Raw genomic sequence first — 25,119 nt, 5'->3', positions numbered from 1 at the left:
GAATCAGCTTCCGTTCTGACCGTTAACCACCATGAGAGTAACCCGTCATTATCCTGCAAAAGCAAGCAGCTACCGTTTGAATCAATATCATTTTCTTAATAAATTAGTATACTCTGTAGATTCTATTTATCGGAGTAATGCTAAATGGCCCAAATCGTTCTAAATCGGGCGAACTTCATCCGTGAAATGACAGCCGGGAAGTTCGACGAATACATAATCTATGTTGAAGGAAAAGAGCATTACATCGTCGCCCGCTGCGCTGATGGCACCGAACTGGTGCTGGGCACAATCGGTTACGATCGCCGCACCTGGTCCAACATAATTCCTCCCGCTGATTTCCTGCGTGAATGCGGCGTTCTCAGCTTCCATGTCCAGTACCTTAAGGCGTCCTCCTGATGTTTAAGCAATACAAAAACTTCTGTGTTTATCGCCTTAGCCGCGATATGAAGCTCGATGAGGAAGCGCTCAAAACGGCACTACCTGACTACCAGTTCTCACCATGTGGAAGCCAGGATATGGCTCGCACCGGCTTCACCAGTCCACTGGGTTCCGACATGCTGTATTTTGCGGCCAGCGGCTTCATTGCATTAACCGTTCAGCGTGAGAAGAAATTACTTCCCGGGCATGTCATCAAAGCTGAACTCAACCAAAAAATTGGTAATCTCGAAGCCACTCAAGGCAGAAAGCTCAAAAAAACCGAGAAGGACTCGCTCAAAGACGAAGTGATCCACTCACTACTTCCGCGCGCCTTTACCGCCACCGACCGGACCCAGATACTCTATTCATCAGAAACAAACCTGCTGTATATCAACAGCGGCCCTCGCAAATCTGAGGATGCGCTGGCTATGCTGCGCAAAGCGTTGGGTTCTCTCCCGGTTGTGCCACTTACGCTCGAAAACCCTATTGAACTGACGCTGACCGAATGGGTGCGTAATGATGCTCCACCAGCTGGTTACACCCTGGGTGAAAAAGCCGATCTTAAAGCCATCCTGGAGGACGGAGGTTCTGCCAAGCTGAATAAGCAGGATCTTTCCAGTGATGAAGTTAAAACAATGATTGCGGCCGGAAAGCTGGTCACAAAACTGTCGCTTTGCACTGACAGGGTAAACTTCGCTATTAATGATGGCGCTGGATTCTCCGGGGTTAAATTTTCCGACGAATTGCTTGATCAAAACTCTGATATCGATGTTGAAGACGAATTGCAGCGCCGTTCTGCGGATATCATTCTGCTGGCCGGTGAGCTGGATAGCCTGACCTCTAAAATTGTAGCGGCCCTCGGAGGCGAGGCCTCTCGATGAGTAATCGCGCGCTGGTGGTTAGCCTATGCGATTTTACGGGGAAAATGGTTAGTCCATGGCTGGAAGCCGGTTGCGATGCTGTAATAGTTGATCCACAGCACCAGGTCACGAGCGATGAATTACACCCCTCTGGAGCTACTTTGACGCGTATTAGCGCCATCATCGATAGCTCTGAGGTATATGCTTTTATCAGGGAAAACCTGAGCCGTATTACATTCCTCGCTGGCTTTCCTCCTTGCACAAATTTAGCCACTTCCGGCTCTCGCTGGTTCGCTTCAAAGGCAGAGGAAGATCCAGCCTTTCAATTTAAGGCTATGCAGGTTGTCTGGCAGTGTTATGACCTTGCCCGCTTCATTGGATGCCCTTTCCTGATTGAAAACCCGGTCAGCAGAATATCGACTTTTTGGCGCAAGCCAGACCATTTGTTTGATCCCTATGAATTCACTGCGTACATAGCCAAAGATAACTACACCAAACGCACCTGCTTATGGACGGGGCAAGGCATGCAAATGCCCTTTCCGGCGCTTTTGCCCGCGGTAAGTGCAGCTATCGAAGGGGTGATCGCTGAATATGGCCGGATGATCCCAAAGGGAAAACTCCCGGTAACCTTTCCCGGTTACACAGACTATCCCGATAATCGTATCCATACAGCAGCGCCAGGCCCTGAACGGGCGAACCTCCGCAGCGAAACACCTGAAGGATTCGCCAGAGCGATATTCGAAGCAAACAAGGACCGCGCCACATGCTTAATCCGATCCTGAAATGGGCTGGTGGCAAACAGCGTCAGCTCAAGCATATCTTTCCCCACATGCCTGAAGGTCTTCGCTTAATTGAGCCTTTTGTTGGTGGAGGTTCTGTATTCACCAATTCTGATAAGCACGGTTCCTTCCTGTTGGCCGATGTTAACCCTGACCTAATCAGCATGTATCAAATGCTCACCGTTGTGCCGGATCTCGTTCTCCAGCTGGCCCGCGTAATGTTCGACAAGATGAACTCTGAAAGCGGATATTTTGCCATTCGCAGTGACTTCAACGAGCAGCAGTTATCCGGTCCTGAGCGCGCGGCTGCATTCCTGTTCCTGAACAGGCATTGTTTCAATGGGCTCATGAGGTACAACAATTCAGGTGGATTCAACACCAGTTTTGGACACTACAAGGCCCCATATTTCCCAGAAAAAGAAATAAAAGCCTTCGCGAAATATGCGCATAACTACGTGTTCATGCTCAGTGATTTCCGGCGAACCATTGGCCTTGCGAGAGAGGGTGACGTGGTTTACTGCGATCCACCTTATGAACCGATGCCAGGCCAGGCGGGATTCACCAATTACACTCCTGACGGTTTTAAATGGGAAGATCAATTAGGAGTCGTTGAGGCCTGCCGCGCAGCTCACCGGCGCGGAGCCAAAATTGTCATATCCAATTCCAGCGCACCAGCTATTGACCAGCTTTACCATGACGCGGGATTCACTATTCATCACATACCTCGCCGCCAGTCGATAGCCAGCAATGGCAACTCACGCGAGATAACAACTGATATTTTGGGGGTACTTGATTAATGGCCAGAAAAACCCCGCCTCATTTAGAGCGGGCTCTTAGCCGGGTAAAAGCATACGTATTGCGTTACCCAAACGGCGTAGAAGAGTCCGATCTGTATAAGGTGGATTCATTTTCAGTATTAAGTAAAAAAGAACGACAGCAGCTGGTGGGCATTATCGAATCCACCAGCGCTCTCCATGTAACTCGCTCCGGTAAACCTGGGAAGGAAAAGCTCTGGTTTCAGCATATGAGATTCACCGGCATTCCAGAGGACAAGGTTAGCCTGTTACCGGCTGCAAGCGTCGTCCCAGCACAACCAACAGTTACAGAGGTTGTGAATTCATGGAGGGAGGAAGCTCCCCCTAAACATCAGTGCATGTCGTGCGGCACAAGCAAACCTCTTTCTGAATTTCCTGATAACTACGGCAAGCCACTGGAAACTTGCAGTCACTGCCTTAAACGTCTTAGAGAAGAAACCATGTTAGCTAAACATTCCACTCATCAACAATCATCCGATCCTCTCGCCGGTTTTACGCCTGAGCAGTTACTAAAAATATCTGAAATGGCACTATCCCGCGCCAAGGAAGCGAAAGAAGCCCAAACCGCACGCGATGCCATCACCAAACAGCTGGAACCAGTCCGCCGTGAAGTGCTCCAGGCACATCAGAAAGTGACAAAAGCCTTCGATACGATGGTGGATGGAATGGCCGAACTGGATAAGGCAATGGCGAAGCTGCGGGGATTTAAAGTAGAGATATGATGCAAAATAGGGATAGCGAATCGTCTCATGAGCCCGCAGCAGAGACGCTGAACATCGCGGTCGACTTCGACGGGACGTTTACGGCTAATACCGCACTCTTCTGTCAGTTGGTCGGATCGATGCTTAAATACGGTGCCGACGTGCGCATTGTGACGTTCCGTTTTTCGACAGGTAATAACAGCGACATTATCACCTGGGGCGAACGACTTAATGTGCCGGTCATTTTCACCGAAGGTAAGCAAAAAGAAGCATTCTGCGAAGAGATCGGCTGGAAACCTAACATCTGGATTGATGATGATCCGCGCTTCATCCCTGTCGTTTCAGATCTCGAAAGCGTGGCACGCGGTTGCCGGGTTAACGGCGAGAAATAACACCCTATTTGAGAAGTAACTTTCCATACACTGCCCACAGAATCATCAATCTGTGGGCTTTTTTATGTCGAACATCGCAGTAAAAAACTCTGTCTGTTCCGGACATGGCGGATTCCCTTCCAGACCACCAGCTGAGGCCGTCGAATTCGTTAAGGTAAACGGTATTGGCGTGCTGGTGGACGGTAACGCCTACCCCGCGCATTCAGACGGTAATTCATCTCACCCAGGTAATGCCGTTTCTACCCGCCCCTGGTTCACCATCGGAGGCAAGCCGGTTGTATGCGAAGGCGACCCTGTGTCTTGTGGATCGACTGTCACCAGCGGTGATCCGCTCGTTAAGGTTGGATAAATTATGCTCTCAACTACAAATCAACTTGATGCCTACAAAGAGCTCACCGCTGCCGGTGGGATGACCACACCGCCAAGTATCGAAAAAAGCGTCGAAGTAGTCACCAATGCAACAGCAATTAGCACCTTGCTGACAGGCCTGTTCCTGTCGACCGTTGAATACCCCGAGACAATCAGCACAAGCACAGCGCAGATCTCCAGTTGGGCCTCCTTTCTGTCTGAATTAGCAAAATCCACTGACGCGCATGTGAAGCTTTTACGTGAATACGCCGATCCATCGGCACTTATTCAGCTGTCTATCGGCTGGGATGTTTATTGCCGCGCTAATGATCTCGCAGCAACCGAACTACCGGTATCACGGGCCATAGCTGACGAAACTCATCCGGAAAACCTCCGGTCTGCTCTTTCTGCGCTCAATACCGCCCCTCTTAAAGAAGCAATGGATGCAATCAATGCTGCGTTATCTGCTGGCGCCGGTGGCGAAGAGACTGGTGGCGGAGAAACAGGAGGGACCACCAGCCCAACACTCACGGATGACCAGATCAAAGCGTTAAACGATGCGGTTGAGGGATTCACCATTCCAATGGCCAATGTCACTGCTGCAGGTGATGAACTGAAAACCATCTATGAGGACGCGGCCAGCAGCAGCAATACGGCTCAGACAGCCTATAGCAATGCGATTTCCGTTGCGTTGGTAAACGCCTCAGTTAATGACAGCACGGTCGCCAGCGCTATCACAGCGATTACACCGGCTACTGTGCTTAACGCATTGAAAGGGGATTCATAGTGTGGGCTTTGATTAAGGGATGGGTTGGGACCCCTAGCCTGAAAAGCGTCTCGATGTTGGTCCTGATCGTCATGGTGTGTATCGCGGCCTATTTGGGATGGCGCTGGCTTGATGGCGTTCTCACTACTGTAGAGACGCAAACCACGGCCATAAATAACCTCAATAAAACCATTGGAAGCAAAGATCAGCAGATATCAACCCTCGACACTGCCCGCCTCGCGGCTGAAAAGAAAGCTGAATTCTATGCGGCCAGAACCGAGATACTTAACCAAGAGAGTCAAATGAATGCAAAACATGCTCAAGAATATCAGCAAAAAAGTAACGTTCTTCAGCAAAAACTTCGGGAACTCCAGGATAACAACGTATGTGCTAATGCTCCTGTTCCCGATGATGTTATCCGGGTGCAGCGGGAATCAATCGACGCCTTCAACGCCAAGTATTCACGTTAATGCAGCACCAGCGGGTGTTAGCGCCTCGATGTGTCAGATGCCCGCCTACGATGTAAATCTTTATGGCGATTATCCGGTCTACATTGAAGCAATACGGCTGGGCCTGGAGATCACAAACGATCATAACATCACAGTGAACCGTCTTAATGGAGCGGCCACGGTAGACAAACAATAAATACTAATTTAAATTACTTTCGTTGCATGTCTTTTAGAGTATTCTCACAGCTCTTGCCTGTTTCCTTGCGGAAGCAACCGTAGCAAGTTCCTTCAAGGCGTCTATTAAGACGCCTTTCTCTTAAGCATTAGGCGTTAATCGGTACATGGCAAAACCAAAGGCGCGAAAGCGCCTTTTTCTTACGGAATCTACTAAGCAATAGATAATCGAGATGTAACTTTCCGGATAATTGAGCCGACTGAAAACCACAAAGGCTTGATTTATGTCCGACAACAAAGAGTTTCGCCAACGCATTGCCGAGATCTCGAAGAATGCTCATCTCGTAACCAGCTATTGTTCCGATGCGCAATTCGACCATAACGGCTACATCCAGGACCCTGAGCTGCGTATCACCTCCATGATGGAAGCAGCGAAAGCAGATCCGATCTTCGAAGGGGTTCCTGAGTCCGTACAGCGTTCTGTACTGTCTGCGTGGGGTTCTGCGATCGCGGAATACTCCAACAAACACCGCTGTTCACCTCGTCCTGAAGTACTGGCAGCTGCTCACCAGACTCTCGAAAACTGCCTGTTGATGGAAAACGTCCAGTCCGGCCAGAAATCGCTGAACGATATCATGCTGGAATCCATCAACGCAGAAGTGATGTCCAGTCAGGACGGTATCATCCGTCAGCCAATCTTCCTGGCAATGATTCTGCCTGTCGCCCTGGGCGCACAAACCGGTGACGCATGTACCTTCATTCCGGTACCGCGCGATAAATCCAAGATTTATGAAATCATCAACGTAGCCGGTACCACTTTCGGTGATTTCAAACAGGGCGACCAGCTGGACATGCAGTCCGTTGGCCAGTACGCGCAGATGCGCCGTAACTATGTCCTGCCAACCAAAGGCGATGGTGTAAAAACCTCTTTCACCTTCAAAATCTCCGACTTTGAAAACGGTAAAGAAATCCCTATTCGTAAGGGCCGTTCCGTCATCTACGTCAATAACGAATCAACTGATGTAGATGCCGCTAGCGGTAATACCGGGAAGATCATTTACAGCTTTGCCAACGCAGATGGCCAGCAGAACGTATTGACTGGCGTTGTCGACTACGGCAAAGGTCAGATCACCCTCACCTTCACCCAGCCACTCGATTCAGGCATTGAGTTGGAAGCTGAAGTTGAGATCAACATCGAAGCGGCTCCTGAATACATTCCGGTTATCAACCAGGAAATGCGGGAATGGACCGTTTTCCCATCACAGTATGCTCTGGCTGCAGAACATAGCGTGATGGCAGCATACGATGCGCAACGCGAATTCGGCATTGACCTTGGCTCGCTGCAGTATCGTACGCTGAAAGACTACCTGTCCCACGAACAGGACATGCTGCGCCTCCGTACCATGATCCGCCGTTGCAAGCACACTGACACCTACGACGTGGCTATCCCGCAGGATACCAACCTGGATGTCTGGACCATGATGTTCAAAGGTAAGGTGCAGCAGGTGTTCCGCGACATCGCAGAACGTACTCGCACAACCGGCTCTGTTGGCATGTTTGCGGGCGCGGATGCAGCTGGTTTCATCAAAATGCTGCCGCCGACCATGTTTACCGCAGCGGAGAACTACACGCAGGTTCCGTACGTTCACTTCATCGGTACGCTGTTCAACGGCATCAAAGTGTTCGAAATCCCGTCTGGCGTTTGCACCGCATTCACCGCCAGCGGTATCGAGTTCCATTCCTACGACATCCTGTGTTACTGCCGCGACGAAAACCCGGGCAAAGCTGGCTTCATCACCGGCGATGCCGTTCCGGTTATTCCGTTCAAGCATCCGACCACACCGGCGCTGGTGGACCGTACCACCCTTTGGGGCTCGTCCATCAACCGTATCCATCCGCGAAACGGCCAGGACTACTTCACGTTGTTCACCCTCACCAGTCTCAAAGTTGGCGGCCTGAACTTCCGCACCGGCGGCGTGATTGAGTCCTCTTCCAGCAACTAATCAAACGCTTTCAACCAACGCGCCCCATTGGGGCGCTAATCAGGACCGTACTGAATGAATTCTAACTACAGTATCCCTTTTACGTTGACTAACGTTTCTGCTGTTGCGGTTGCCGCTATCGACGCAAGCAAAACAGCGACTGTGGGTTCTAACCTGAATCAGTCCTTATGGGCTGGCGTGGGTGTGTTCGCTCGCGGGAAACCGTTCAAGGCGTTAAAAGTCACCAAATCCAACTATATGGACGTTCTCGGCGATCCTATTCGCCCGCAGGAAGGTAGCCACTTCGAGCCAATGCGTCACGTCTATGAAGCTGTGCAGCAGACCGATGGCTATGTTGTGCGAGTGGTCCCGACCGATGCAAAATTCCCGATTATCAGCTTCACTAAGGAATCCGCATCCTCCGGCGAAACCAACGCGGTTCCTGCCAACAGCGCGTTAGCATATGGCCAGAAGACCGAGCTGAAAGATAAACAGTTCCTGATGATCTATCCGGTCGACGGCGATCCATCTACGAACCGCAGCATTTCTTTCACTCCGGATAAAACCAACCCAAACCGTTTAACCCTGACACTGAAAGAAACCAGCAAACTCGGTACCGTGACCGTTCTGGAAAACATTGTTGTATCTCTCAATTCTGATGAGATGGATGCAATGGGCCGTCCTTGCTTTATTACTACGGCACTGGAATCCCGTTCCGCGTATCTTGGTGCGACTTGTGATCTGACTGCTGCAGAAGGTGTTAACCTCGGCAACATTCAAGACGTTAAGTTTATTGGCGGCACCAATGGTGATCAGGCCAATATCACTGACGAGCAGTATGCAAAAGCAATCGAAGTCCTGAACAACGCCAACGTGAACTATACCGCCGTTCTGGGGCTTGGCTGCTACAGCACTCCATCCTATACGTTGCTGGCTGATATCTGCAAAGATCGTCGTATCGATGGTTTCTTCGATTTAAAACCAACGCTGACCTATGCGGAAGCAGTGACCGAGTCGGAATCAACCGGCCTTCTTGGCGTCGATTACACGTCCTGCTCAATGTATCACTTCCCTTTCACCTGCAAAGACAAGTGGACACAAGCCCGTATCGCTTACGGCCTGTCTGGTGCAGCATACGCGGCAAAAGCACGCGGTATTGCACTCAACACTGACGTTGGTGGCTGGCACTATTCCCCAGCGGGCGAAACTCGCGCTCTCATCAACCGTGCCCAGATCGAACCGATCGACGGTATCGGTACTCCTGATTTCGATGCGATGTACACCGCACGCATCAATAAGGTGGCCACCAGCTCTACCGGCCAGATGATTATTGACGACGCCCTGACCACCTACAGTGAAGAGAACTACCTGCGCTTCCAGCATGTACCTTCGACCTTTGATGCGATCAGCCGCTTCTTCTTCCAGTTGGGCCGCAAACTGAAGCACCAACCGGACGGTGTAACCGAGGACAGTCTGACGCGTGAAATGACGAAAGTGTTAGAGCGCTTCCATGCTGCCGGTGCGTTGGTCACTCCGCGTGATCCTGAAACCGACGGTACCGCTCCATTCATTCTCGTTGTTAAGCAAGTTGAGTCCGATTACTGGTCCGTCACTTGGTGGGCATGCCCGACTGGTTCGGCACGTCGTTTACTCGGCAAACCTGTTGTTATTCGATAAGGCATATTATGGCTAATAATTACTTTCAAAATGGCGGTAGCCAGGCTGATGCACTGACTACTATCGCAATGGGTGGCAAACCTCATACCTCTATCATGATGGAGAATCGCGGCAATAAGCCCGACACTGATGGTTCAGGAAAAGAGCCTAAACAGCCTGTAGTTGAACTCACTCCGGACAAGGCCCACCAGATGATTCTTGAGGCCGTTGCAGCTCAGGTGACCAGCGCCAGCCTCGCCGACTCTGCGACAGCCGTGTTTGATTGGGCGAGCAGTGAGGATTCGTCCTACGACAACCTGGACGCATTCGCGCAGTCTCTGGCCGGTATTGATGACAATACCGATGAGCCAACCGACGAAGAAATGGATGATTACTACACCATCCTGGCTGAGATGGCCAACTTCATGGTCAGCGTCGGCATCGATGAAGATGCTGTGACAACATTCTTTGATGATGCTGATGATGAGATGGGCGCCAGCATTGCTTCCCAACTGAGCGACATCGATCCGGATGAACAGGATGAGCTGGTGGCCACTTACTCCGTAAGCGGCGACGACACCATGACCGAAGCGCTGAAAAAGGTTGTGCGCAACGGTAAGGTGAAGCTGATCCGCAAACCATTCAGAAAGCATCGTCGTACATCGGCACAGCGCATGGCTCTTAAGAAAGCTCAGCGTAAAGCCAATACGGCCCAGGGCAAGTTGCACCGTAAAAAATCCATGAAACTGCGCGCCAAGCGCATTGGCTAACGGATACGGCCACCAGCAATGGTGGCCTATTTGGGGTATCAATGGAGTACTTTGGTGCGATTAATCCAGATGGCGTGAGCCCTTTTCTGAAAGCTTATATCACGTCAGATAAATACTGCGTGGTTGGCTATATCGGACAGGGTGCATCAATGCAGATAGCGTCTGCGTGGAATAGCCCATTCGAAGGCGATAACGCAGGTTCTATTGCCGGGATAGAGACCGTCGCAAACATGGCTCAATCCGTGACGGCAACAACCTCTGTTTCTCGATGGAACAGCCTTATGGTATGGCAAGGATCACAACCGCCCGCCTTTACCCTGCCACTCGAATTTTTGGCTATTGATAACCCAGCGATAGAAGTAAACGGCGCAATCACCCGGTTATGTCAAATGATCTCCCCGGAGCTCAATGATACGACACCAGGTGGACGCCGCCCTTACGCTGTCACGCTGAATATTGGCCGTCGCCTCATTCTGGCCGACGTCGTTATTCAGGATGTCTCATACAACATCGATGCACCCAAAGCCTTTGACGGCAGCTACATCTCCAACGTAGTCAACCTTCAACTCTCTGGTATGGCGGTGCAAAACCGTTCAGAGATCGAGAAACTATTTATTTAATGAGGAAAATACCTTATGCCTGGTCATGCTAATGCCGTTGGCAACGTTGCGTTCCTGAAGGAACAATACATTGCCAACCGCTCAATGGGTGAAAAGCTCAATGGCTCCGAGTTTAAGTTAACGATCATCGGCGCTGAGCATCTTTCTGTATTGTTCCGTACAACCCAGTTCCCTGAGCGCACTCGTGAAGATGTCGAAGATTTCGGTCCTAATGGCATGAAGTTCAACCAGCACGGCCCAGTCCGTAACTGGGGTGAGATGCCATGCCAGGTTGTTGAAACCATCCAGGGCCCTGTTTTGAAGTTCATCGTGGACGCGGTGAAAAGCAAAAGCTACTTCGATGTTCGTGTTGAAGCCACCCCGGAATCACTGGGTGGTAAGTCTCCGGACTCTCTGAAGGTCAACCTGTACGACTGCAAAATCTACATGGATGGCACCGACCTCTCGACCGAAGACGTCACCGCCATGGTGCGCCCTAACCTGCGTATCATCTATAACTTTATTGAGTAATCAGCTCGATAACGCTATCGATGATGTACAGATAAACCCGCTTCGGCGGGTTTTTTAATGCGTAGAGCATACGGCTGATAGCCGTACATGTTGACGTGAAGAATATTTGGGTATAGATTGAGCATACGGCCAATAGCCGTATTTAAATTTAGATATTACTAATTTAGTGAGATGTTAACTTAGTTGATAAAAACAAAGAGTGAGGCATTAAAAATGCAAAAACATCATAAAGATACCACCACTAACTGGTTGGTCCTTTTTTAAAAACGAAGGAGGTTCATCAACAAACGAGAGGAAAACAATATGACAAGTCAAGTAGCAACACTGCCAGGTGCTGAAAAAGCCCTGAAAAACGCTAGGGTTGAATTAAAAACCAGCCCGGACGCCAAAAACGTGCTTCGAGAAGCAGCTGAAGCTGTAGGATTAGATCTGAGTGCATTCATTCTCAGTGCTGCGATGGAACGAGCTGAAAGTGTGCTGGACAACCAGCGCCGCCGACAGCTTTCGAACCAGAGCTGGGAATTAATGAATCAGCTCATGTCTGAACCTGCTCAGCCTACGCTCGCTTTACAAGCGTTGATGAGAAGGAAGAATACACATGGTCGATCAGCATGACAGTAGTGATGAAGTAAACCTGGTGATGTCCTGCAACTACCAAGCAGACATCACCTATAAGAGTCAGAAGCACTTCGAATGCGGTAATCCCGTAATCGATAAATTTGTACGCTCTTCGCTAAAGAGAAGTGTGGCCAACGGCGATTGCGCCGCGAAAGCTCTTATCAACTCTGAAAGCGGTGAGCTTATCGGTGTGTGTACATTCACAGCGTACTCACTCGAACGACAGCGCGTTGCCGGTGTTCTGCAGGGCTCCCTGCCCTCTGAAATCGGTGTCGTGAGATTGGTAATGCTTGGAATAGCATCCAACTACCAGAAGAAAGGTTATGGCCAAGACTTGCTTTGCGATTTTTTCGAGCACGTCAAAGTCATTCACCAGTCATTACCAATCAAAGGTGTTTACCTGGACGCCGACCCTGATGCCATAAATTTCTATGCGCGGTTGGGGTTCGTCCAGTTGCCGGAACCGCCAAATGCCTATGGCGCTGCTCCAATGTTTTTAGGCATACAGCACATACTTGCTGCATAATTTATAAGCCCGCTTCGGCGGGCTTTTTATTACTTTATTCAACAAGCAGCGAACAGGTCAGGTTAACGAATTCAAAAAGGTACAACAGGTGAAGTACGCGCACGAAATTAATGCCGCTGGTAATCTCTCTCAGCATGGCTATGAAGAGGCCCTGAAGACCGTAGAACATCTGCTGGAGCACCAGCCTGATAGCCCGCTGGTGGACATCCTATGCGATAAAATTTCGCAGTATGAAGACAGTGCTCCGGAGCTCTCAGATTTCAATGAGCGGATTGCGGGCTCTCCCACCACGTAGCATCATCGTACATCCCATGTAAACACCAAGGATATCCCTGATACATCCATTAGGCACCCATCATATTTTTCGACAAAAGGTATGTAATGAGCGATAACTCAGCAGACGTCAGAGAAGACGCAAAAAAAAGAGCATCAAATGTCGTTTCCGACAGATTGAAGGATGGCTTTTACGGTTATTTAGTTACGGCGTTCTTCATCGGTAATTGGCAAAATATTTTTATGTTGTTCAAGTCCAAGAAGCCAATAGAAGAAACAATTAAAAATATTACTTCGCAGCCTGATTTTCTAACCCAGTATTTTTGGTCTCCCATACTATGGGGCACAGTAGCAGCGTTCATCATGCCATGGATTATAGTGCTTTATGTCCGTCTGGTAGCAGACGCCCGTAGTCGTATAAAATCCGCCGAGAAAGCAGCAGACGCGGCAAGAGAGGTCAAACTGGCCAGGGCTGCATTAAAAGCTCAGGCACTATATAACCAAAAAGCAAATCTCACAGACTTCATCAATAAACAGAGACAAGAGAATAAAGACCTAGAAGCAAAGTTAGCGAGTAACCTTGCAGCCAAAGAAAATTTTGATAAATTTTTCGCCGCTCTCGATAAGGTATTTGTTCAAGGTCCCAAAATTGAAAACGAGCAAGACTTAATAAAATTCTTTAAAAATGCTAAAAGCGAAGGTGTCTTCGATTACTACAATGGCTTTGCTCTGCCAACTCACCTAGAAAATGGAGAAATTGCGTGGGTACTCAAAAGTCCTTCGCCATCTCCTCGCGTTACCACTGAAACACCTCAGATGTAACTTTCCCTAACATAGTGCCTTTAAACAGGAGGCACTATGGCCACACCTCGCGAACTACTGGAGGAAGTGAAGAAACGCTTTCTCACCCTCTTGGTTGAAAACCAAAAAGACCTGCTCGACTCCCTGCTCATTAAGGCGTTGACTGAGTACCAGGACCGCGCTGGATTCATAAAAGCTATTCAGATAAAGGAAGGGACCAGTACCCCCTGCCCTGACGACTATCTTGAGCTGGTGGTCGTCAAAGATGCGACCGGCAATTACGTATCTTGCGACGTTTTCAACGGTACCGTCGAGATAAGCACTGACCAGTACCTTAAATATCCACTCCGAATGGAATACCTCGTTCACCTGTCGGAATTAGACCTCGATAAAGGAATCGTTCCGCCGGTGGCCGTGGGCATCATTAAGGATTACCTGGAGATCCTTATCGCCATTCCCAACTCAGAGCTCGATCGCCGCGTCTCCATAGCGGGTAAGCTTGATGCCTCAAACATCCCGGACGAAGCCGCCCTTGTGCAGCGAAGAACTGACCTAGAAAACGAAATGTCGACGCGCGGTGCAATCCCGCAGGCAATTTCCGTTTTCTCCTGCTGGGGCTAACTGATGGCCGTAAGTGATTTGATCGCCACTGCGGCAAAGTCGATGGTTGGCGCGCTGCCATCGTTTATGTTCGCCGCCGGTCTCGGTGAGACCCAGATAAATAAGCTCACGGCATTGGCGCTGAACAAAATCCTGTTTGCTCAGGGGTGGATGTTTGCCGTTGAAGTGGATGGTATTGGCGGCATGGGAATAGATTTCTTCATGAAGGACATCACCTGGGGCACATACACCATCGAGACGGAGCCCAAGAAGTTCGGGGCAAATGAGTATAACCAACCTATTTCCAGGACGGCACAGCCTATTTCCATGGTGGTCCGTGACACTAATGCCGGTCTTATCTACGACACGTTCAAAAGCTGCCTGGCGAGCGTCATAAACGATGACGGAACGATAAACCTTCAGTCTGCCTATCTAATGGATATTCGCATATACCGGCTGCAGACCACCGGCGTACCAACACTGATGGAATCACTCAGCGTCATCCCGACACAATGCGGTGAAATGACCTTTTCGAAAGATCAGGTCAGCGAGTATATGTCGTTTCCCCTCTCATTCGTTCAACGGAAAACATTCGGTGATTTCTCCGATATTTTCCTTCCGCAGGTATAGGAGTAAAACTTGTTAATCCCTGCCTTTCCCCTGCCCTCCCGCCCGCGTAAACATATCGCGTTCAGAGGGCCAACAGTCGACGATGCCATCTACTTCTGTAAATCAACCGAAGCGACGGAAGAACGTGACACAACCGAATACCTGAACATGCTGCAGGAGAAAGAAAACTTTTCTGACTCCCGGACGTGGACGGCCAGCGACCGGCGAACTGCGTTATGGTGGATATTCATTAACTCACGTGCTGATACAGTGATCGACTTTTGTTACACCTGCCAACATTGCGGCGAGGACCACTGGTATAACTGCGACGTCTTCAAACTGACTAAAGACTTGAGCGTGTTAACCACTCAGCCATACCGGGAGGTTACAATCCCTGTCGATGGAAAACCCTATGAATGGTCGCTTTCACCTCTGGACGGTTACGCGATGGAGCGTCTTGAAATTATGCGCGCCGCCCTCCCCCCTACCAGCAAACAGGATGAGTTCAAACAGGCGATAACCCAACTGCGTAAATGGGAGCTGACGTACCAGGCAAAACTCGTGTATGACCTCGAACCTGACTTTGATACGTCCGCGCAAACTCGTTTCGAACTCATTGGCCAGATGTCAGTCGGCACCGAATTAATGCAGCTGGCCGCCAACGTCAAAATCATGCAGCAAGAGCTGCAGCACGGCCTCTATATTCGTTTCGACAAAGGCGAATCGGACCTTGTGTTGCCGCCACACCAATGCACCTCAGAGAAATATAAGGAGTCAGCAGAACGCCCTACTACGCGCCTGCTGACCCGATTTCGGAATTCACTCTTCATTCCAAACCTTGGGACTGGACTCCTTGCAGACATTAGTCTCCAACCTGGCGTTATATGGCCCGCAACCGCGCAGCGATATACTGCGCATGTCAGTTGATGATGCGTTACGTTTTGCTGATGCGCTATATGCGAAGAATAATCCGAGGAAAAGATAGGAAATACAAAGGATATACAAGGGATGTATAAAGGAAATCCATAAGGCATTCAAAGGAGGTTCAATGTATGCCTTATGGATTACTTGATGTTATTCTTCAAACGCCCCGTCTCGCTCCAGCTTTTCACGAAAGGCCTCTTTCATGTAGTTGGACACGTCCAGGTTCGTCTTATTCTTCTTAACCAGTCGCGCGTGAGCTTCGAAGAGTTCTTCATTTATGGCCTTAATGGTCTTCGCGCGGGTTCTGCGTTCCGGCGCTGGTGCTGCCGCTTGGTTTACTTTCAGTTTGGCATCACCGCCGACGTTGTTGTTTCTGACGGCATCAAATATCGATTTTTTATCAGCCATTACGGATACCTCAAAGATTCTCAAAATACATCTAATGTAAATCTATTATACACACAAAGGATGCACAATGGATGTACTTAATACATCCAATCAATCAGCCATGTTTTCTTTGACTAAAGCCTTCAGTTCTTTAACCAGGGCAACAACTTCCTTACCGGCGGTCGAGCTGCGACCATGTTTGATCTCGGTAATACCCAACCCAAAGGACAGGCTATCCTGAAAACCATGCTGGCCGGTACGCCACGGCAATTTGGATTCAAGCTGCTTAATGTGCTTCATGTTGGATAGCACATCGTCCAACTTAGCGAAGTTCTTCTGGTTAGGGTGAGTTTTACAAAGCAGCAGGTAGGCCTGGATGTCTTTACCCATTTGCTGACTTACTTCCTCAAGCGTCTGATCGAACGTAACCAGTCCGATTTGTTCAGGAACGCTATCGTTTGCAGGGACGATAACCAGGTCGGCGACAGCGACGGCTGTACGGCTCAAATCAGAGTCAAAACCACCGCAGTCGATAAAGACGTCTTTACCTTCACCGTCGAACTGCTCCAGTAGCTGTAACAGTTCCTCTTTGCTCTTAACGACCGTAACAGACCATTTTTTATCGTCTGGCCGTAGGGTATTGATAACAGAAATGCCGGTATGAATATCAAGGTCCAATACTTCATCAGCCCCTAGCTCGCCGAGGATATGCACCGAGCTGGTGGTCTTACCCGCGCCGCCTTTGTTATGGGCTATAGCGTAAATTGCCATTATCACACTCGCTTTATTAGTTGATTTCCCATGTACATACTACATAAATCCATGATGCGTACAACAGGCATCCATCGTGTTTTTAATAGACATCCATAGTAAATCCTTAGTACATCCCACATAAAACCGTTATCACAGAAAAGATTATCGGCTTAAGCCCAGTAAAAGCCGTCAATTTCACAGCATCCTGAAGATTTACTATGGATGCATTAAGGATGTACTTAATACATCCAATGGAAAGACAAGGGACATACTTTGGGAATCTATCAATACAGTGCAGCCCAGTAAGCCAATGTGACGGGTTGGGATGTAACTTTCAATACACTCCGTGAGGTAAACCAACCCCCAAACCGGAGGCAGTATGAACGGGGATAAGCCAGAGATACCCGGCTTTAAAGAAGTAATCGACTCGGTTGATGGCGCCAGCTCTAAGGAGTTGGCCGTACTTGCACGCATCGAGAAAAGCCTGTCCGAGGGGCTGGCGAAGAATGGAGCCAGTAACACAGCACCAGCGCCAGATACGAATATTCCACGAAGTGTTGTTTTGAACCAGCAGAGAAAGGCTCAGCAAGATGAGGTAAGGCGCAGAAAAGGCAAAACCCAAGCAAATGACAACCATAAGAAAGACATAAATCAAAAAAACCAATCAACTGAGGTTAAACCTCAGAAAGAGAAACAAAAAACAACCATTCAACAACCAAGAGTCAACCAAAAAGCAGAAAATGCAGTAAAAACCGACAGACCAACCAAAGAGCAATCAGATAACAACCATTCGACAAACTTAAAACAGGATGGTGAGATCGCGCTGAAGTTATTACGTTCACCAGTACGCCAGGAAGCGACACGCGACCAAAAAGGGCGGTTTACCTCTAAAGACAAAGTAAATGACGATAAGGAGGCGCGTAGCCGCCAGCGCCGAGACCAGGCCCAGGAAGAGAATGACCGAAAAGAAAATGCTCTTTTAACCCGGGTAGGGAAGATGATGTCCGAACTGGGCGACCCCATGGAAGCGGACTCCACAAATGCAGCGGGGACGGCTGCGGGCGGCTCATTCTGGAAAGCTGGTCATGAAGTCTACTCAATGGCTAAAAATGTCGGCGGTGGGACTCTCGATACCGGTAAAAAGATGAAAGACTTTCTCGCGGGCGAGGGTGAAGACGACGAAGGACAGAAGAAACCAAGTTTATTGCGCCGGGCATTCTCCAGAAAAGAAAAAGACGGCAGCAAAGATGTCATTGAACGCCAGGTCCAGAAACAGCAGGTTGACGCAACCGAAAAGCAGACGGAACAGATTAAGGAAGGCAATAAAGAAATTATTGACCGTCTCGATGAGCTGGTCGATAAGCAGGGCGGCGGCAATGGCGGTAAGGGTATCTGGGGCACGATGGGAGCCTTGTTCGGCAAAGCGTTCATCAAGCCAATAAAGACCGTTGGAAAACTACTCGGTGCGGTTATAACTGCGCCATTTATAGTAGCGGCCGCCGTCATGAAATCGGCGTTTACGCTGGGTAAAAAAATCCTTCTTGAAGTCATTGCGCTGGCAACCAGGAGCCGTGCAGCAGGCACACTGTCTGATGTTGCTGACGGCAGTTTGCCCGATGGTAACGGTCGTCATGGCAAGAAAAAGAAACCCCGCGCACCAAAGAAACCGAAGAAGCCAGGTTTACTAAATAAATTATTTAGAAACAAAGGAGTACAGATAGCGACAGGCGTAACAGCCACCGCAGCAACCGGCTATGCCGCTTCTGAGGCAATGGACCACCTTAATGCTGCAGACAAGAGTGAGGGCAAAGAAGCCCCAAAGAAAACTACCGAGAATAAAGTAGCGAAGGAAGAACCTGGACGGGCTAAACCGGCAGAAAAAACGGTAGCGAAAGAGGCCTCTACAGCAGCTAAAACAGAAAAGGTTGCCAGTAAAGAGGCGACTGCAATTGCGAAAGAAGGGACAAGTAAGGCAGTTGAAAAGGGCGCGTTAAAAGCTGCGGAAGAGGGCGGGGAGAAATTAGCGGTTAAAGCTGGGGCTACAGTTGCTGCAAAATCAGCGGGAAAGGTAGCGCTCAGGTCTATCCCCATATTGGGACCATTAGTTGGTGCTGGTATTGATGCTGTTTCCGGTTGGCGAGATACGGAAGCCCAGCAAAATACCTTCGGCTTGGAACCAGATCAGAAGGTATCTGCACGCCAAAAAACTGAGTACACCGCTGCCAATATTCTGGATATGGGAGGACTTGTATCAGGTGCTGCTGGCCTTCTGTCATCCGGTGCCAGTGCGATCGGTCTGGACGGTGTTGCCAAAGCACTGGACTTTGACACCTCAGATATCGCCAAACTGATTGATAAAGGGGTAGGGGATTCAATCTCTGTAGTTAAGTCAGTAACTGATGCTATCGGGATAACTAATTCAGATAAAAATGCCGATGAGCGCAACAAGACTCTCGTCGAAACCGTTAAGAAGGGTGCATCAGATACCATCGATGCTATTAACCGGCTGGTGGACAACGGAGTTTCAGCTACTCGCCAGATATTCACAGGTAAACCGAATAACGGCCCGGTCGCTGTAGGCGATATTAAGGTCCCAAGGCCGTCGTCGACCGGCAAGATGCAGCTGGATACTATGGCTGGCAAGTTCGCCGCACTCGAACAGCAGCACGGATTACCTCCGGGATTGTTGAGAGCTGTAGCGACAACTGAATCAGGCGGAGATAATGGAGCTGTTTCACGTGCTGGCGCTAAAGGCATGTTCCAGTTTATGCCAAAAACTGCTGCAGAATACGGCCTGATTGGTGAGGACGTTTACGACCCTGATAAGTCAGCAGCTGCTGCAGCTAAAAAACTCAGCGGCCTGGTTAAGCTTTATAACGGAGATGTTGGCCTGGCGCTTTCTGCCTACAACTGGGGCGAAGGTAATATCCAGCGTAAGGGCATGGGGGCTGCACCAAAGGAAACCCGCGAGTACGCGCCTAAAGTATTTGCAGCGATGCAGGCGGCTGGCGCGGCTGCACCATCCACAGCAATTAACTATGCTCAGGCGACTGGCGCCAACGATAGCACTGTAGCTGCAGCTACAACTGATCCCACACAGCAAGCACCAGCTCAACAGGTTCAGCCCGTTGCTTCCACTGGGAATAATCCTCTATTTACCCCCGGTAAGTTACCTACAGACGAAGCGGGAGCAAAATCACTTATCGGCGATACGCCAATCGGAGCCGTCGTAGATAAGCTTGGTGGAGATAATATTCGTAATGCTGAGGGCAACCGTCACCAGGTTTCCGCAGCTGATATTCTTGCGCTGCAAAGTGGCCAAACACCACAGAGTCAGCAAAAAGTTCAGGAGGCAAAAGAAGCCACAGCCCAGGCCACTGCCGTAGCCACTGGCTCAATGTTCTCCCGGGCAAAACTCCCTACCGATAGTCAGTCGCTAAAAGATATCCCTGGTGGTGAGTTTGTAGGGAAGATCATCAGTGAGTATGGCGGGGATAAAATTGCTAATGCAGAGGGATTGCGCCACCAGGCGTCAGCCTCTGAAATTCAGGATATGCAATTAGGCATTGCACCTGCAAAAGCGACACCATCCAAACAGAACGTGCAACCAGCAGCGATGGCCATACCGTCAAAAATCCCGTCTGTTAAGGATATGACAGCAAGCCAGATGAAACCGACAGTGAATGTCGCTAACGAAGTGGCATTACCAAAATCGCTTACGAAGACCTGGGACATGATCCTTAAACGCCTGGATGAAATAGCTGGCCACACTAAAGATACGGCCGAGAAAACAGGAGATAGCTCACCTAAAGCCAATACGCCACAACCAGCCCCAAGAACGAGCGTTCCATTGTCTATCGAGGACCCACTGATAAACGAAGTCGCGAATAACTAACTCCGGCATCATCCTCAAGGCCCTTCGGGGCCTTTTTAGCATCTGTTCACACAGCAAAATCACGTGAAATCAGCACGGCCGCACAATCCAAAAGTAACTATCCATACAATCACCCCAGGATTAGGTTGGCTCAGGTCAACTCAGGCAATTCAATTTACCGCTCAGGGTAAGCAATGAATAACGAAATCGACTACCTGATGACGCTCACATCAACAGGATTACGGACATACGACACCCCACTCGAAGCTAAGGCCGCCATGCTGAAGGAATGGATCGATACTCCTATAGGCTCCATTTATGGCCGCCCGGGTTGGGGAAACATCCTTTCAGAGTTCAAGCATGATCCCATCGGTTCAGACCATGTTCAGGTGGCAATAGAGAGCAAACTCCTTCAAAAGCTGGCCGAAGACTTACCCTCGCTCAAGATCAACGGCATTTCACTTACCGGCCAGGAATTTGACCTTGCCATTATCTCTATTCGCCTTCCCGAGGGAACTATCAGCTCAGGAGTATCAAAATAATGGCAACACTCGATCTCTCAACAATCAAAGATAAGCTTAACAAGCTCATCGCCGGTAACAGCTGGTGGTCCCAGTTCGCCGGTTCTCAGTTCGTCAACATGCTGGCCACTCTTATCTGGCAAATGGTATATCGCTGCCTGCAATTCGCTTCCGCATCGTTAGCAGAGGGCTTCATCTCTACAGCGACAAAGCGCGCCAGCATACTGGCGGCGTCAGAAGACAGGAACTATGTTGGTACGCGAGTAACTCCCAGTAAGGGGAGGGCGCTAGTCACCAACACCTCGACACAAGCAATGTCGTTGCCTCAGTACACAACTTTCTTATCCGATGACCAATACCCGTATATGACTGATGATGTCGTTACTGTACCGGTAGGCGGGACGGCGACGGTTGGACTGACCCAAATGGAAATTATTGATGTCATTACGACTGTAACCGAAGAAAAGGCTTTTTATCACGTGTTGCTCAGTCGCGCGCTGACTGAAGTCTGTTACAAACTCGACGTGCTGATCACTATTGATGGCGTTGAAACTCAGTGGATCAAAAGTACTCAATTCCGCATGGCCACATCGACAAGTAAAGTCTATGTGGAATTCTACAAACCAACAGATCAGCTCGGTGTGCGCTTCGGTGATGGCACTATTGGCATGATCTTACCCGTTGGCGCGACGATAAAACTGAAGGTCTGGTGCAGCAATGGCGATATAACCCTGCTGGCCAACCAGGACCTTACCCCGTCAAACGAGCATGCTTTCCTGGCTGATTACATCACGGCAAAAACGGAAACCTCTATCACCGGCGGTACCGATGTTGAGTCGATTGAAGCAACTCGCAATCGGGCGATGTATTACCTGTCCTATGACAACCAGGTGTGTTGGTCCGAAGACTACACGTTTTACCTGAAGCGAAACCTGCCAGCCACCACCTGGTTAGCGGCCTGGGGCGAGGAACAGCAGGAAAAAATAGCGGGAAAAATGGATCTTAAGTTCATCAACCGGATCTTCATTTCTGGCTGGTTCCCGGGGAAAACCCAGGCGGAGCTCCGCGAACTGATAATGACAACGCTGAAGAATGTGCCAAACCCGCTGAATAAGCGCTATGTCTACGTCGAAGCCGCAGAAAAACCATTCACCATCACGCTCTCGGGCACTATTCCAAGCAACCTGACATTGAGCGTCGTGATTTCTGAGCTCAAAAAGGCTCTGGAAACGCGTTTCGGCAAAGACTCAAAATACTTCGACCCCGACGACATAGGCAGCTACGAGGTGATCAAAGTGAAGGATCTTTGGTCCTTCATCGACCAGCAGGGCTATTTCTCGAAATTCGAGATCGAGGTAAACGGTATGCAGGAATCCAACGGGTTCAACGATTTCGTTTACCTCGATGTCGAAAACTCTACTTTCCCGGAGCCGGAGGATAACTGATGAAACCCGGTTGGTTCAAAAACCAGCTTACGCCCTCGAAACGCGTATCGGAGATGTACGGCAGCCTTGCTGACATCATCCAGGATATCTTCGAAGAGGTCGTGGAGCCCATTCTCTCCCGGATATCAGCCCGTAAATCCTTTTTCACAATGGCTGATGAAGACCTCGATACCCGTATCGGGGAAATGGGGAAGTTTTTCACGATCCGAGTATCTGATGCTTCCAGTAAACCTATGTTGCTACAGCAGCGACTGGACGAAATCCACTTTAAGGGTACAGCGCAGCCAATAACCCAAACGTTCTATCGTGAATTCAATGGGATTCCCGTTACCTGGCAACCGTTGTTCGCGCCGGTAGACGTTGAAAAATACCCTTATGGCTCACAGCTCATAGCTGAAAATGACCTGAATTCGATTGGTGAATCGTTCGGGGAGTTATTTATGACGAGCCGCGGCGTTATCAGCGTGTCGATCGTCGACCTGCAGAAGCTGATCCTGATATTAGGTGAGGCCAAAACTACCGAAGAGCTGACGGAAATAGCTCTGAACAAATTTAAGCAAGTGGTTAAACCGCTGCTGCCATTACATATCGTTTTCGATGGCATGCAACTGATGCTGAAACTGCATATCGATGAAACTCCGGATATTGGCTGGCATGCCTATTCAACGTCCGAGATGGTTTATTCCAGTCAGGATCTCGCTGACATACCTGTATTGGTCAGTGTAGGTACAGAAATGGCACCGCTGGTGGCTGAGCCTACTTCAACCGTACCTGGAGGAATCAGACGCTTTGATCATACCCGTCATGACGGCGCTGTACTCGATACGCTTTATCACCTCGATTTCGTGGCCCCGGCTCCTGATATCGTTACTAAGCTTCGCGACCGTGAGGATATAGGCAGCCATAAACCCATCGAATAGGGCAAGGAAGAAAGAAAAACAGCACCCAGGCTAAATGTAACTTTCAGTAGACTCGCATTAAGAATCAACATGCCCCTGCGCCCGCTTGCAATACGCGCCGGGGCCTTAATGAGGAAGCTGGATCTGAATGAATGTTTCTGACCAACTATCTAAGGTCAAACTGCTGGATTATTACTACCAACGCCGCGCAGAGTCGTCTATAGGCATCGGCGATCGCTTCGAGCTGACCTCTGCCATTTTTGGCACTTCAAGCCTCGTTACGAGCAATCCTTCAGGGATATATGACATTGCTGATATCCCAGCAGACTTTGATCTATCCGACCTCACTTCTCAGGTGGCCACGTCGACCAAAGAAGGTGATCCAGGCGGTAACTCCAACAAGAAATTCCTCACGTCATACGACTCGGGAATCATAACGCTGCGCGCAGAGCTGGACTCTTCAAAACTGGAGGCGAACGTCAGCTATCCCTTTAACACCCTGGTAGTCTGCGACAACTTAGGTAAAGCATGTCTTGTTCTTTGCTGCCAACAGGACAGCCTTTACCTCGGTAAATCATATGTCACGGTCACCGAAATCAATACGATGGTGAGCTAATGGTTGCTGATGTTGTAGTTTCCTCGATCAAGTCGTTCCCGGATGCAACGAGTCTGGCGCTCGTTAGCGATCTGCAGTTCAACGAGCCATATAGCTCAGCGGCCCTTAACCGAAAATTTAGAGGGATAGTCAATCCCGGCTTTTATGGTGGATTCTTACCGTCACCGGCTGGTGGACTAAATTTAAAAATTTCATCAGGGGAAGAGGGCGGTACCGCATCGATTAACATCGATAAGTACTACCAGATGACGGTTCGCCAACAGGCTGATGTAACTATGCCTGTAACCGCAGGTAAAAAGGTTATTGTCGTTCTTGAAGCAACCTATGCTTTGGGACAAGAAACATATCAAGTTAACTGTAAATCCGCAGTTCAAGCGGCCGAAATAAAGTTCCTGGAAGAAGGGACCGCGCTTCGTCAAAATCAGCTGGAACTATGCACCGTGACTGTGCCAGCAGGCGCACCTGAGCTTACCGAAGAGATGATCGATATCTCTCGCCGCCTGAATAAAACGGTTGGGATTACGCTGAGTGGCGCTATAGACAGCGATGCCGATCATATTGGCGCATCATCTCACGCGGTAAAAAAAGCAGTAAAAGCAGCTCGTGACGAAACAGAAAAACAGATTGAAGAACTGGTAGATAATGCGCCAGTGAGTCTGGATACGTTGAAGAAAATTGCGGATGCCATTAACAATGATCCTGATTTCTTCAACACACTTAATGCTGTCTTGGCGCTGAAGGCTCCGCTACATGATCCAGCCCTGACAGGGATTGCAACCGTACCAACTCCGCCATTAAGTGTCAGCAACAAGCAGATTGCGAATACTGAGTTCGTTCAGGCTGCGGTCGCTGCCTTAGTTGGCTCATCTCCTGAAGCTCTGGATACACTGGCAGAGTTAGCTGAAGCATTAGGCAATGATCCCAACTTTGCTACCACGATGCTTAATAAGTTGGCTGGGAAGCAGCCGTTAGACAGTACGCTGACGAATCTGAGCGGAAAAGACGTGGCTGGTCTTCTCCAATACCTTGGTTTA

27 protein-coding genes and 1 pseudogene are annotated in these 25,119 nt (G+C 49.5%); 26 read left to right on the top strand and 2 right to left on the bottom strand.

Annotated features, from left to right (window positions below; all coding sequences use genetic code 11):
* Positions 1-144: 144 nt before the first annotated feature.
* The 20 genes from OGW16_RS00160 to OGW16_RS00065 all read left to right on the top strand — a co-directional run bounded on the left by OGW16_RS00160 (position 145) and on the right by OGW16_RS00065 (position 15,593).
* Entirely contained in the window at positions 145-396 is a 252-nt protein-coding gene (locus OGW16_RS00160; RefSeq protein ID WP_139239846.1) for a hypothetical protein, read from the top strand.
* Positions 396-1,298, top strand: coding sequence for a recombination-associated protein RdgC (locus tag OGW16_RS00155; RefSeq protein ID WP_286517473.1), 903 nt, complete (start codon positions 396-398; stop codon positions 1,296-1,298). Before OGW16_RS00160 ends, OGW16_RS00155 begins: the two co-directional genes overlap by 1 nt.
* A complete protein-coding gene (locus tag OGW16_RS00150; RefSeq protein WP_211924569.1) occupies positions 1,295-2,059 on the top strand; it encodes a hypothetical protein in 765 nt (254 codons plus the stop codon). The genes OGW16_RS00155 and OGW16_RS00150 overlap by 4 nt, the downstream gene beginning before the upstream one ends.
* Positions 2,041-2,853 (top strand): DNA adenine methylase, encoded by an 813-nt coding sequence (locus tag OGW16_RS00145; protein WP_286517471.1) that lies wholly within the window; start codon positions 2,041-2,043, stop codon positions 2,851-2,853. Before OGW16_RS00150 ends, OGW16_RS00145 begins: the two co-directional genes overlap by 19 nt.
* Positions 2,853-3,593: a hypothetical protein gene (locus tag OGW16_RS00140; RefSeq protein WP_071667161.1), complete on the top strand. Its 741-nt coding sequence runs from the start codon at positions 2,853-2,855 to the stop codon at positions 3,591-3,593. Before OGW16_RS00145 ends, OGW16_RS00140 begins: the two co-directional genes overlap by 1 nt.
* Complete coding sequence (locus tag OGW16_RS00135) at positions 3,590-3,964, top strand: hypothetical protein (protein WP_275377538.1); 375 nt, start codon at positions 3,590-3,592, stop codon at positions 3,962-3,964. Before OGW16_RS00140 ends, OGW16_RS00135 begins: the two co-directional genes overlap by 4 nt.
* Positions 3,965-4,316: 352 nt before the next feature.
* Positions 4,317-5,099: a hypothetical protein gene (locus OGW16_RS00130; RefSeq protein ID WP_286517470.1), complete on the top strand. Its 783-nt coding sequence runs from the start codon at positions 4,317-4,319 to the stop codon at positions 5,097-5,099.
* Entirely contained in the window at positions 5,099-5,548 is a 450-nt protein-coding gene (locus OGW16_RS00125) for a hypothetical protein (protein ID WP_275377536.1), read from the top strand. Before OGW16_RS00130 ends, OGW16_RS00125 begins: the two co-directional genes overlap by 1 nt.
* Positions 5,549-5,985: 437 nt before the next feature.
* On the top strand, positions 5,986-7,704 hold the full coding sequence (locus OGW16_RS00120; protein ID WP_185656596.1) for a DUF8615 domain-containing protein: 1,719 nt from the start codon (positions 5,986-5,988) through the stop codon (positions 7,702-7,704).
* 54 nt (positions 7,705-7,758) lie between these two features.
* Positions 7,759-9,360 (top strand): hypothetical protein, encoded by a 1,602-nt coding sequence (locus tag OGW16_RS00115; protein ID WP_185656595.1) that lies wholly within the window; start codon positions 7,759-7,761, stop codon positions 9,358-9,360.
* Between the two features lie 8 nt (positions 9,361-9,368).
* Positions 9,369-10,109 (top strand): hypothetical protein, encoded by a 741-nt coding sequence (locus tag OGW16_RS00110; RefSeq protein WP_275377533.1) that lies wholly within the window; start codon positions 9,369-9,371, stop codon positions 10,107-10,109.
* Between the two features lie 41 nt (positions 10,110-10,150).
* The gene (locus OGW16_RS00105) at positions 10,151-10,729 is read left to right on the top strand and encodes a hypothetical protein (protein ID WP_211924576.1); all 579 of its coding nucleotides are present in this window, start codon (positions 10,151-10,153) and stop codon (positions 10,727-10,729) included.
* Positions 10,730-10,744: 15 nt separating this feature from the next.
* Positions 10,745-11,239: a baseplate protein gene (locus tag OGW16_RS00100; RefSeq protein ID WP_185656593.1), complete on the top strand. Its 495-nt coding sequence runs from the start codon at positions 10,745-10,747 to the stop codon at positions 11,237-11,239.
* 303 nt (positions 11,240-11,542) lie between these two features.
* Entirely contained in the window at positions 11,543-11,854 is a 312-nt protein-coding gene (locus OGW16_RS00095; protein WP_071667153.1) for a type II toxin-antitoxin system TacA family antitoxin, read from the top strand.
* Positions 11,838-12,383, top strand: a complete 546-nt coding sequence (locus OGW16_RS00090; protein ID WP_239177791.1) for a GNAT family N-acetyltransferase — start codon at positions 11,838-11,840, stop codon at positions 12,381-12,383. Before OGW16_RS00095 ends, OGW16_RS00090 begins: the two co-directional genes overlap by 17 nt.
* A gap of 88 nt (positions 12,384-12,471) precedes the next feature.
* Complete coding sequence (locus tag OGW16_RS00085) at positions 12,472-12,678, top strand: hypothetical protein (protein ID WP_286517463.1); 207 nt, start codon at positions 12,472-12,474, stop codon at positions 12,676-12,678.
* Between the two features lie 86 nt (positions 12,679-12,764).
* Complete coding sequence (locus tag OGW16_RS00080; protein WP_257664053.1) at positions 12,765-13,478, top strand: hypothetical protein; 714 nt, start codon at positions 12,765-12,767, stop codon at positions 13,476-13,478.
* A gap of 36 nt (positions 13,479-13,514) precedes the next feature.
* A complete protein-coding gene (locus tag OGW16_RS00075; protein ID WP_257664054.1) occupies positions 13,515-14,078 on the top strand; it encodes a hypothetical protein in 564 nt (187 codons plus the stop codon).
* A 3-nt stretch (positions 14,079-14,081) separates the two neighbouring features.
* The gene (locus OGW16_RS00070) at positions 14,082-14,687 is read left to right on the top strand and encodes a phage tail protein (RefSeq protein WP_286517461.1); all 606 of its coding nucleotides are present in this window, start codon (positions 14,082-14,084) and stop codon (positions 14,685-14,687) included.
* Between the two features lie 9 nt (positions 14,688-14,696).
* Positions 14,697-15,593, top strand: a complete 897-nt coding sequence (locus tag OGW16_RS00065; protein ID WP_286517460.1) for a morphogenetic protein — start codon at positions 14,697-14,699, stop codon at positions 15,591-15,593.
* A 147-nt stretch (positions 15,594-15,740) separates the two neighbouring features.
* Here the strand turns inward: OGW16_RS00065 and OGW16_RS00060 are convergent, their stop codons facing one another.
* Together OGW16_RS00060 and OGW16_RS00055 are read right to left on the bottom strand one after the other, a co-directional pair.
* Positions 15,741-15,998 (bottom strand): chaperonin, encoded by a 258-nt coding sequence (locus OGW16_RS00060; RefSeq protein WP_185656587.1) that lies wholly within the window; start codon positions 15,996-15,998, stop codon positions 15,741-15,743.
* Between the two features lie 90 nt (positions 15,999-16,088).
* On the bottom strand, positions 16,089-16,748 hold the full coding sequence (locus OGW16_RS00055) for a ParA family protein (RefSeq protein WP_071667145.1): 660 nt from the start codon (positions 16,746-16,748) through the stop codon (positions 16,089-16,091).
* A 361-nt stretch (positions 16,749-17,109) separates the two neighbouring features.
* On the opposite strand from OGW16_RS00055, the gene OGW16_RS00050 reads away from it, so the two are divergent.
* The 6 genes and pseudogenes from OGW16_RS00050 to OGW16_RS00025 all read left to right on the top strand — a co-directional run.
* The gene (locus OGW16_RS00050) at positions 17,110-20,625 is read left to right on the top strand and encodes a transglycosylase SLT domain-containing protein (RefSeq protein ID WP_286517458.1); all 3,516 of its coding nucleotides are present in this window, start codon (positions 17,110-17,112) and stop codon (positions 20,623-20,625) included.
* Positions 20,626-20,798: 173 nt separating this feature from the next.
* Positions 20,799-21,146, top strand: coding sequence for a hypothetical protein (locus OGW16_RS00045; protein ID WP_286517457.1), 348 nt, complete (start codon positions 20,799-20,801; stop codon positions 21,144-21,146).
* Positions 21,146-22,570 (top strand): baseplate J/gp47 family protein, encoded by a 1,425-nt coding sequence (locus OGW16_RS00040; protein ID WP_286517456.1) that lies wholly within the window; start codon positions 21,146-21,148, stop codon positions 22,568-22,570. Before OGW16_RS00045 ends, OGW16_RS00040 begins: the two co-directional genes overlap by 1 nt.
* Positions 22,570-23,490 (top strand): phage tail protein, encoded by a 921-nt coding sequence (locus OGW16_RS00035; protein WP_257664060.1) that lies wholly within the window; start codon positions 22,570-22,572, stop codon positions 23,488-23,490. Before OGW16_RS00040 ends, OGW16_RS00035 begins: the two co-directional genes overlap by 1 nt.
* A 127-nt stretch (positions 23,491-23,617) precedes the next feature.
* Positions 23,618-24,085, top strand: a complete 468-nt coding sequence (locus tag OGW16_RS00030) for a hypothetical protein (RefSeq protein ID WP_071667140.1) — start codon at positions 23,618-23,620, stop codon at positions 24,083-24,085.
* A pseudogene (locus tag OGW16_RS00025) lies at positions 24,085-25,119 on the top strand (hypothetical protein); the annotation flags it as partial. The gene OGW16_RS00030 and the pseudogene OGW16_RS00025, both read left to right, overlap by 1 nt.

This window comes from Citrobacter sp. Ce104, assembly GCF_030334595.1.
Taxonomy (GTDB): domain Bacteria; phylum Pseudomonadota; class Gammaproteobacteria; order Enterobacterales; family Enterobacteriaceae; genus Citrobacter; species Citrobacter europaeus.
Note: the sequence above shows the minus strand (reverse complement) of the source record. Positions and strands in the feature narration are given on the sequence as shown.

What these genes read in the sequence shown, in the direction of transcription:
- OGW16_RS00060 (WP_185656587.1), bottom strand. Translation starts at nt 15,998, where the DNA reads ATGGCTGATAAAAAATCGATATTTGATGCCGTCAGAAACAACAACGTC.
- OGW16_RS00050 (WP_286517458.1), top strand. Translation starts at nt 17,110, where the DNA reads ATGAACGGGGATAAGCCAGAGATACCCGGCTTTAAAGAAGTAATCGAC.
- OGW16_RS00115 (WP_185656595.1), top strand. Translation starts at nt 7,759, where the DNA reads ATGAATTCTAACTACAGTATCCCTTTTACGTTGACTAACGTTTCTGCT.
- OGW16_RS00135 (WP_275377538.1), top strand. Translation starts at nt 3,590, where the DNA reads ATGATGCAAAATAGGGATAGCGAATCGTCTCATGAGCCCGCAGCAGAG.
- OGW16_RS00155 (WP_286517473.1), top strand. Translation starts at nt 396, where the DNA reads ATGTTTAAGCAATACAAAAACTTCTGTGTTTATCGCCTTAGCCGCGAT.
- OGW16_RS00035 (WP_257664060.1), top strand. Translation starts at nt 22,570, where the DNA reads ATGAAACCCGGTTGGTTCAAAAACCAGCTTACGCCCTCGAAACGCGTA.
- OGW16_RS00030 (WP_071667140.1), top strand. Translation starts at nt 23,618, where the DNA reads ATGAATGTTTCTGACCAACTATCTAAGGTCAAACTGCTGGATTATTAC.
- OGW16_RS00105 (WP_211924576.1), top strand. Translation starts at nt 10,151, where the DNA reads ATGGAGTACTTTGGTGCGATTAATCCAGATGGCGTGAGCCCTTTTCTG.
- OGW16_RS00055 (WP_071667145.1), bottom strand. Translation starts at nt 16,748, where the DNA reads ATGGCAATTTACGCTATAGCCCATAACAAAGGCGGCGCGGGTAAGACC.
- OGW16_RS00130 (WP_286517470.1), top strand. Translation starts at nt 4,317, where the DNA reads ATGCTCTCAACTACAAATCAACTTGATGCCTACAAAGAGCTCACCGCT.
- OGW16_RS00090 (WP_239177791.1), top strand. Translation starts at nt 11,838, where the DNA reads ATGGTCGATCAGCATGACAGTAGTGATGAAGTAAACCTGGTGATGTCC.
- OGW16_RS00070 (WP_286517461.1), top strand. Translation starts at nt 14,082, where the DNA reads ATGGCCGTAAGTGATTTGATCGCCACTGCGGCAAAGTCGATGGTTGGC.
- OGW16_RS00120 (WP_185656596.1), top strand. Translation starts at nt 5,986, where the DNA reads ATGTCCGACAACAAAGAGTTTCGCCAACGCATTGCCGAGATCTCGAAG.
- OGW16_RS00045 (WP_286517457.1), top strand. Translation starts at nt 20,799, where the DNA reads ATGAATAACGAAATCGACTACCTGATGACGCTCACATCAACAGGATTA.
- OGW16_RS00095 (WP_071667153.1), top strand. Translation starts at nt 11,543, where the DNA reads ATGACAAGTCAAGTAGCAACACTGCCAGGTGCTGAAAAAGCCCTGAAA.
- OGW16_RS00080 (WP_257664053.1), top strand. Translation starts at nt 12,765, where the DNA reads ATGAGCGATAACTCAGCAGACGTCAGAGAAGACGCAAAAAAAAGAGCA.
- OGW16_RS00100 (WP_185656593.1), top strand. Translation starts at nt 10,745, where the DNA reads ATGCCTGGTCATGCTAATGCCGTTGGCAACGTTGCGTTCCTGAAGGAA.
- OGW16_RS00140 (WP_071667161.1), top strand. Translation starts at nt 2,853, where the DNA reads ATGGCCAGAAAAACCCCGCCTCATTTAGAGCGGGCTCTTAGCCGGGTA.
- OGW16_RS00150 (WP_211924569.1), top strand. Translation starts at nt 1,295, where the DNA reads ATGAGTAATCGCGCGCTGGTGGTTAGCCTATGCGATTTTACGGGGAAA.
- OGW16_RS00040 (WP_286517456.1), top strand. Translation starts at nt 21,146, where the DNA reads ATGGCAACACTCGATCTCTCAACAATCAAAGATAAGCTTAACAAGCTC.
- OGW16_RS00160 (WP_139239846.1), top strand. Translation starts at nt 145, where the DNA reads ATGGCCCAAATCGTTCTAAATCGGGCGAACTTCATCCGTGAAATGACA.
- OGW16_RS00145 (WP_286517471.1), top strand. Translation starts at nt 2,041, where the DNA reads ATGCTTAATCCGATCCTGAAATGGGCTGGTGGCAAACAGCGTCAGCTC.
- OGW16_RS00075 (WP_257664054.1), top strand. Translation starts at nt 13,515, where the DNA reads ATGGCCACACCTCGCGAACTACTGGAGGAAGTGAAGAAACGCTTTCTC.
- OGW16_RS00110 (WP_275377533.1), top strand. Translation starts at nt 9,369, where the DNA reads ATGGCTAATAATTACTTTCAAAATGGCGGTAGCCAGGCTGATGCACTG.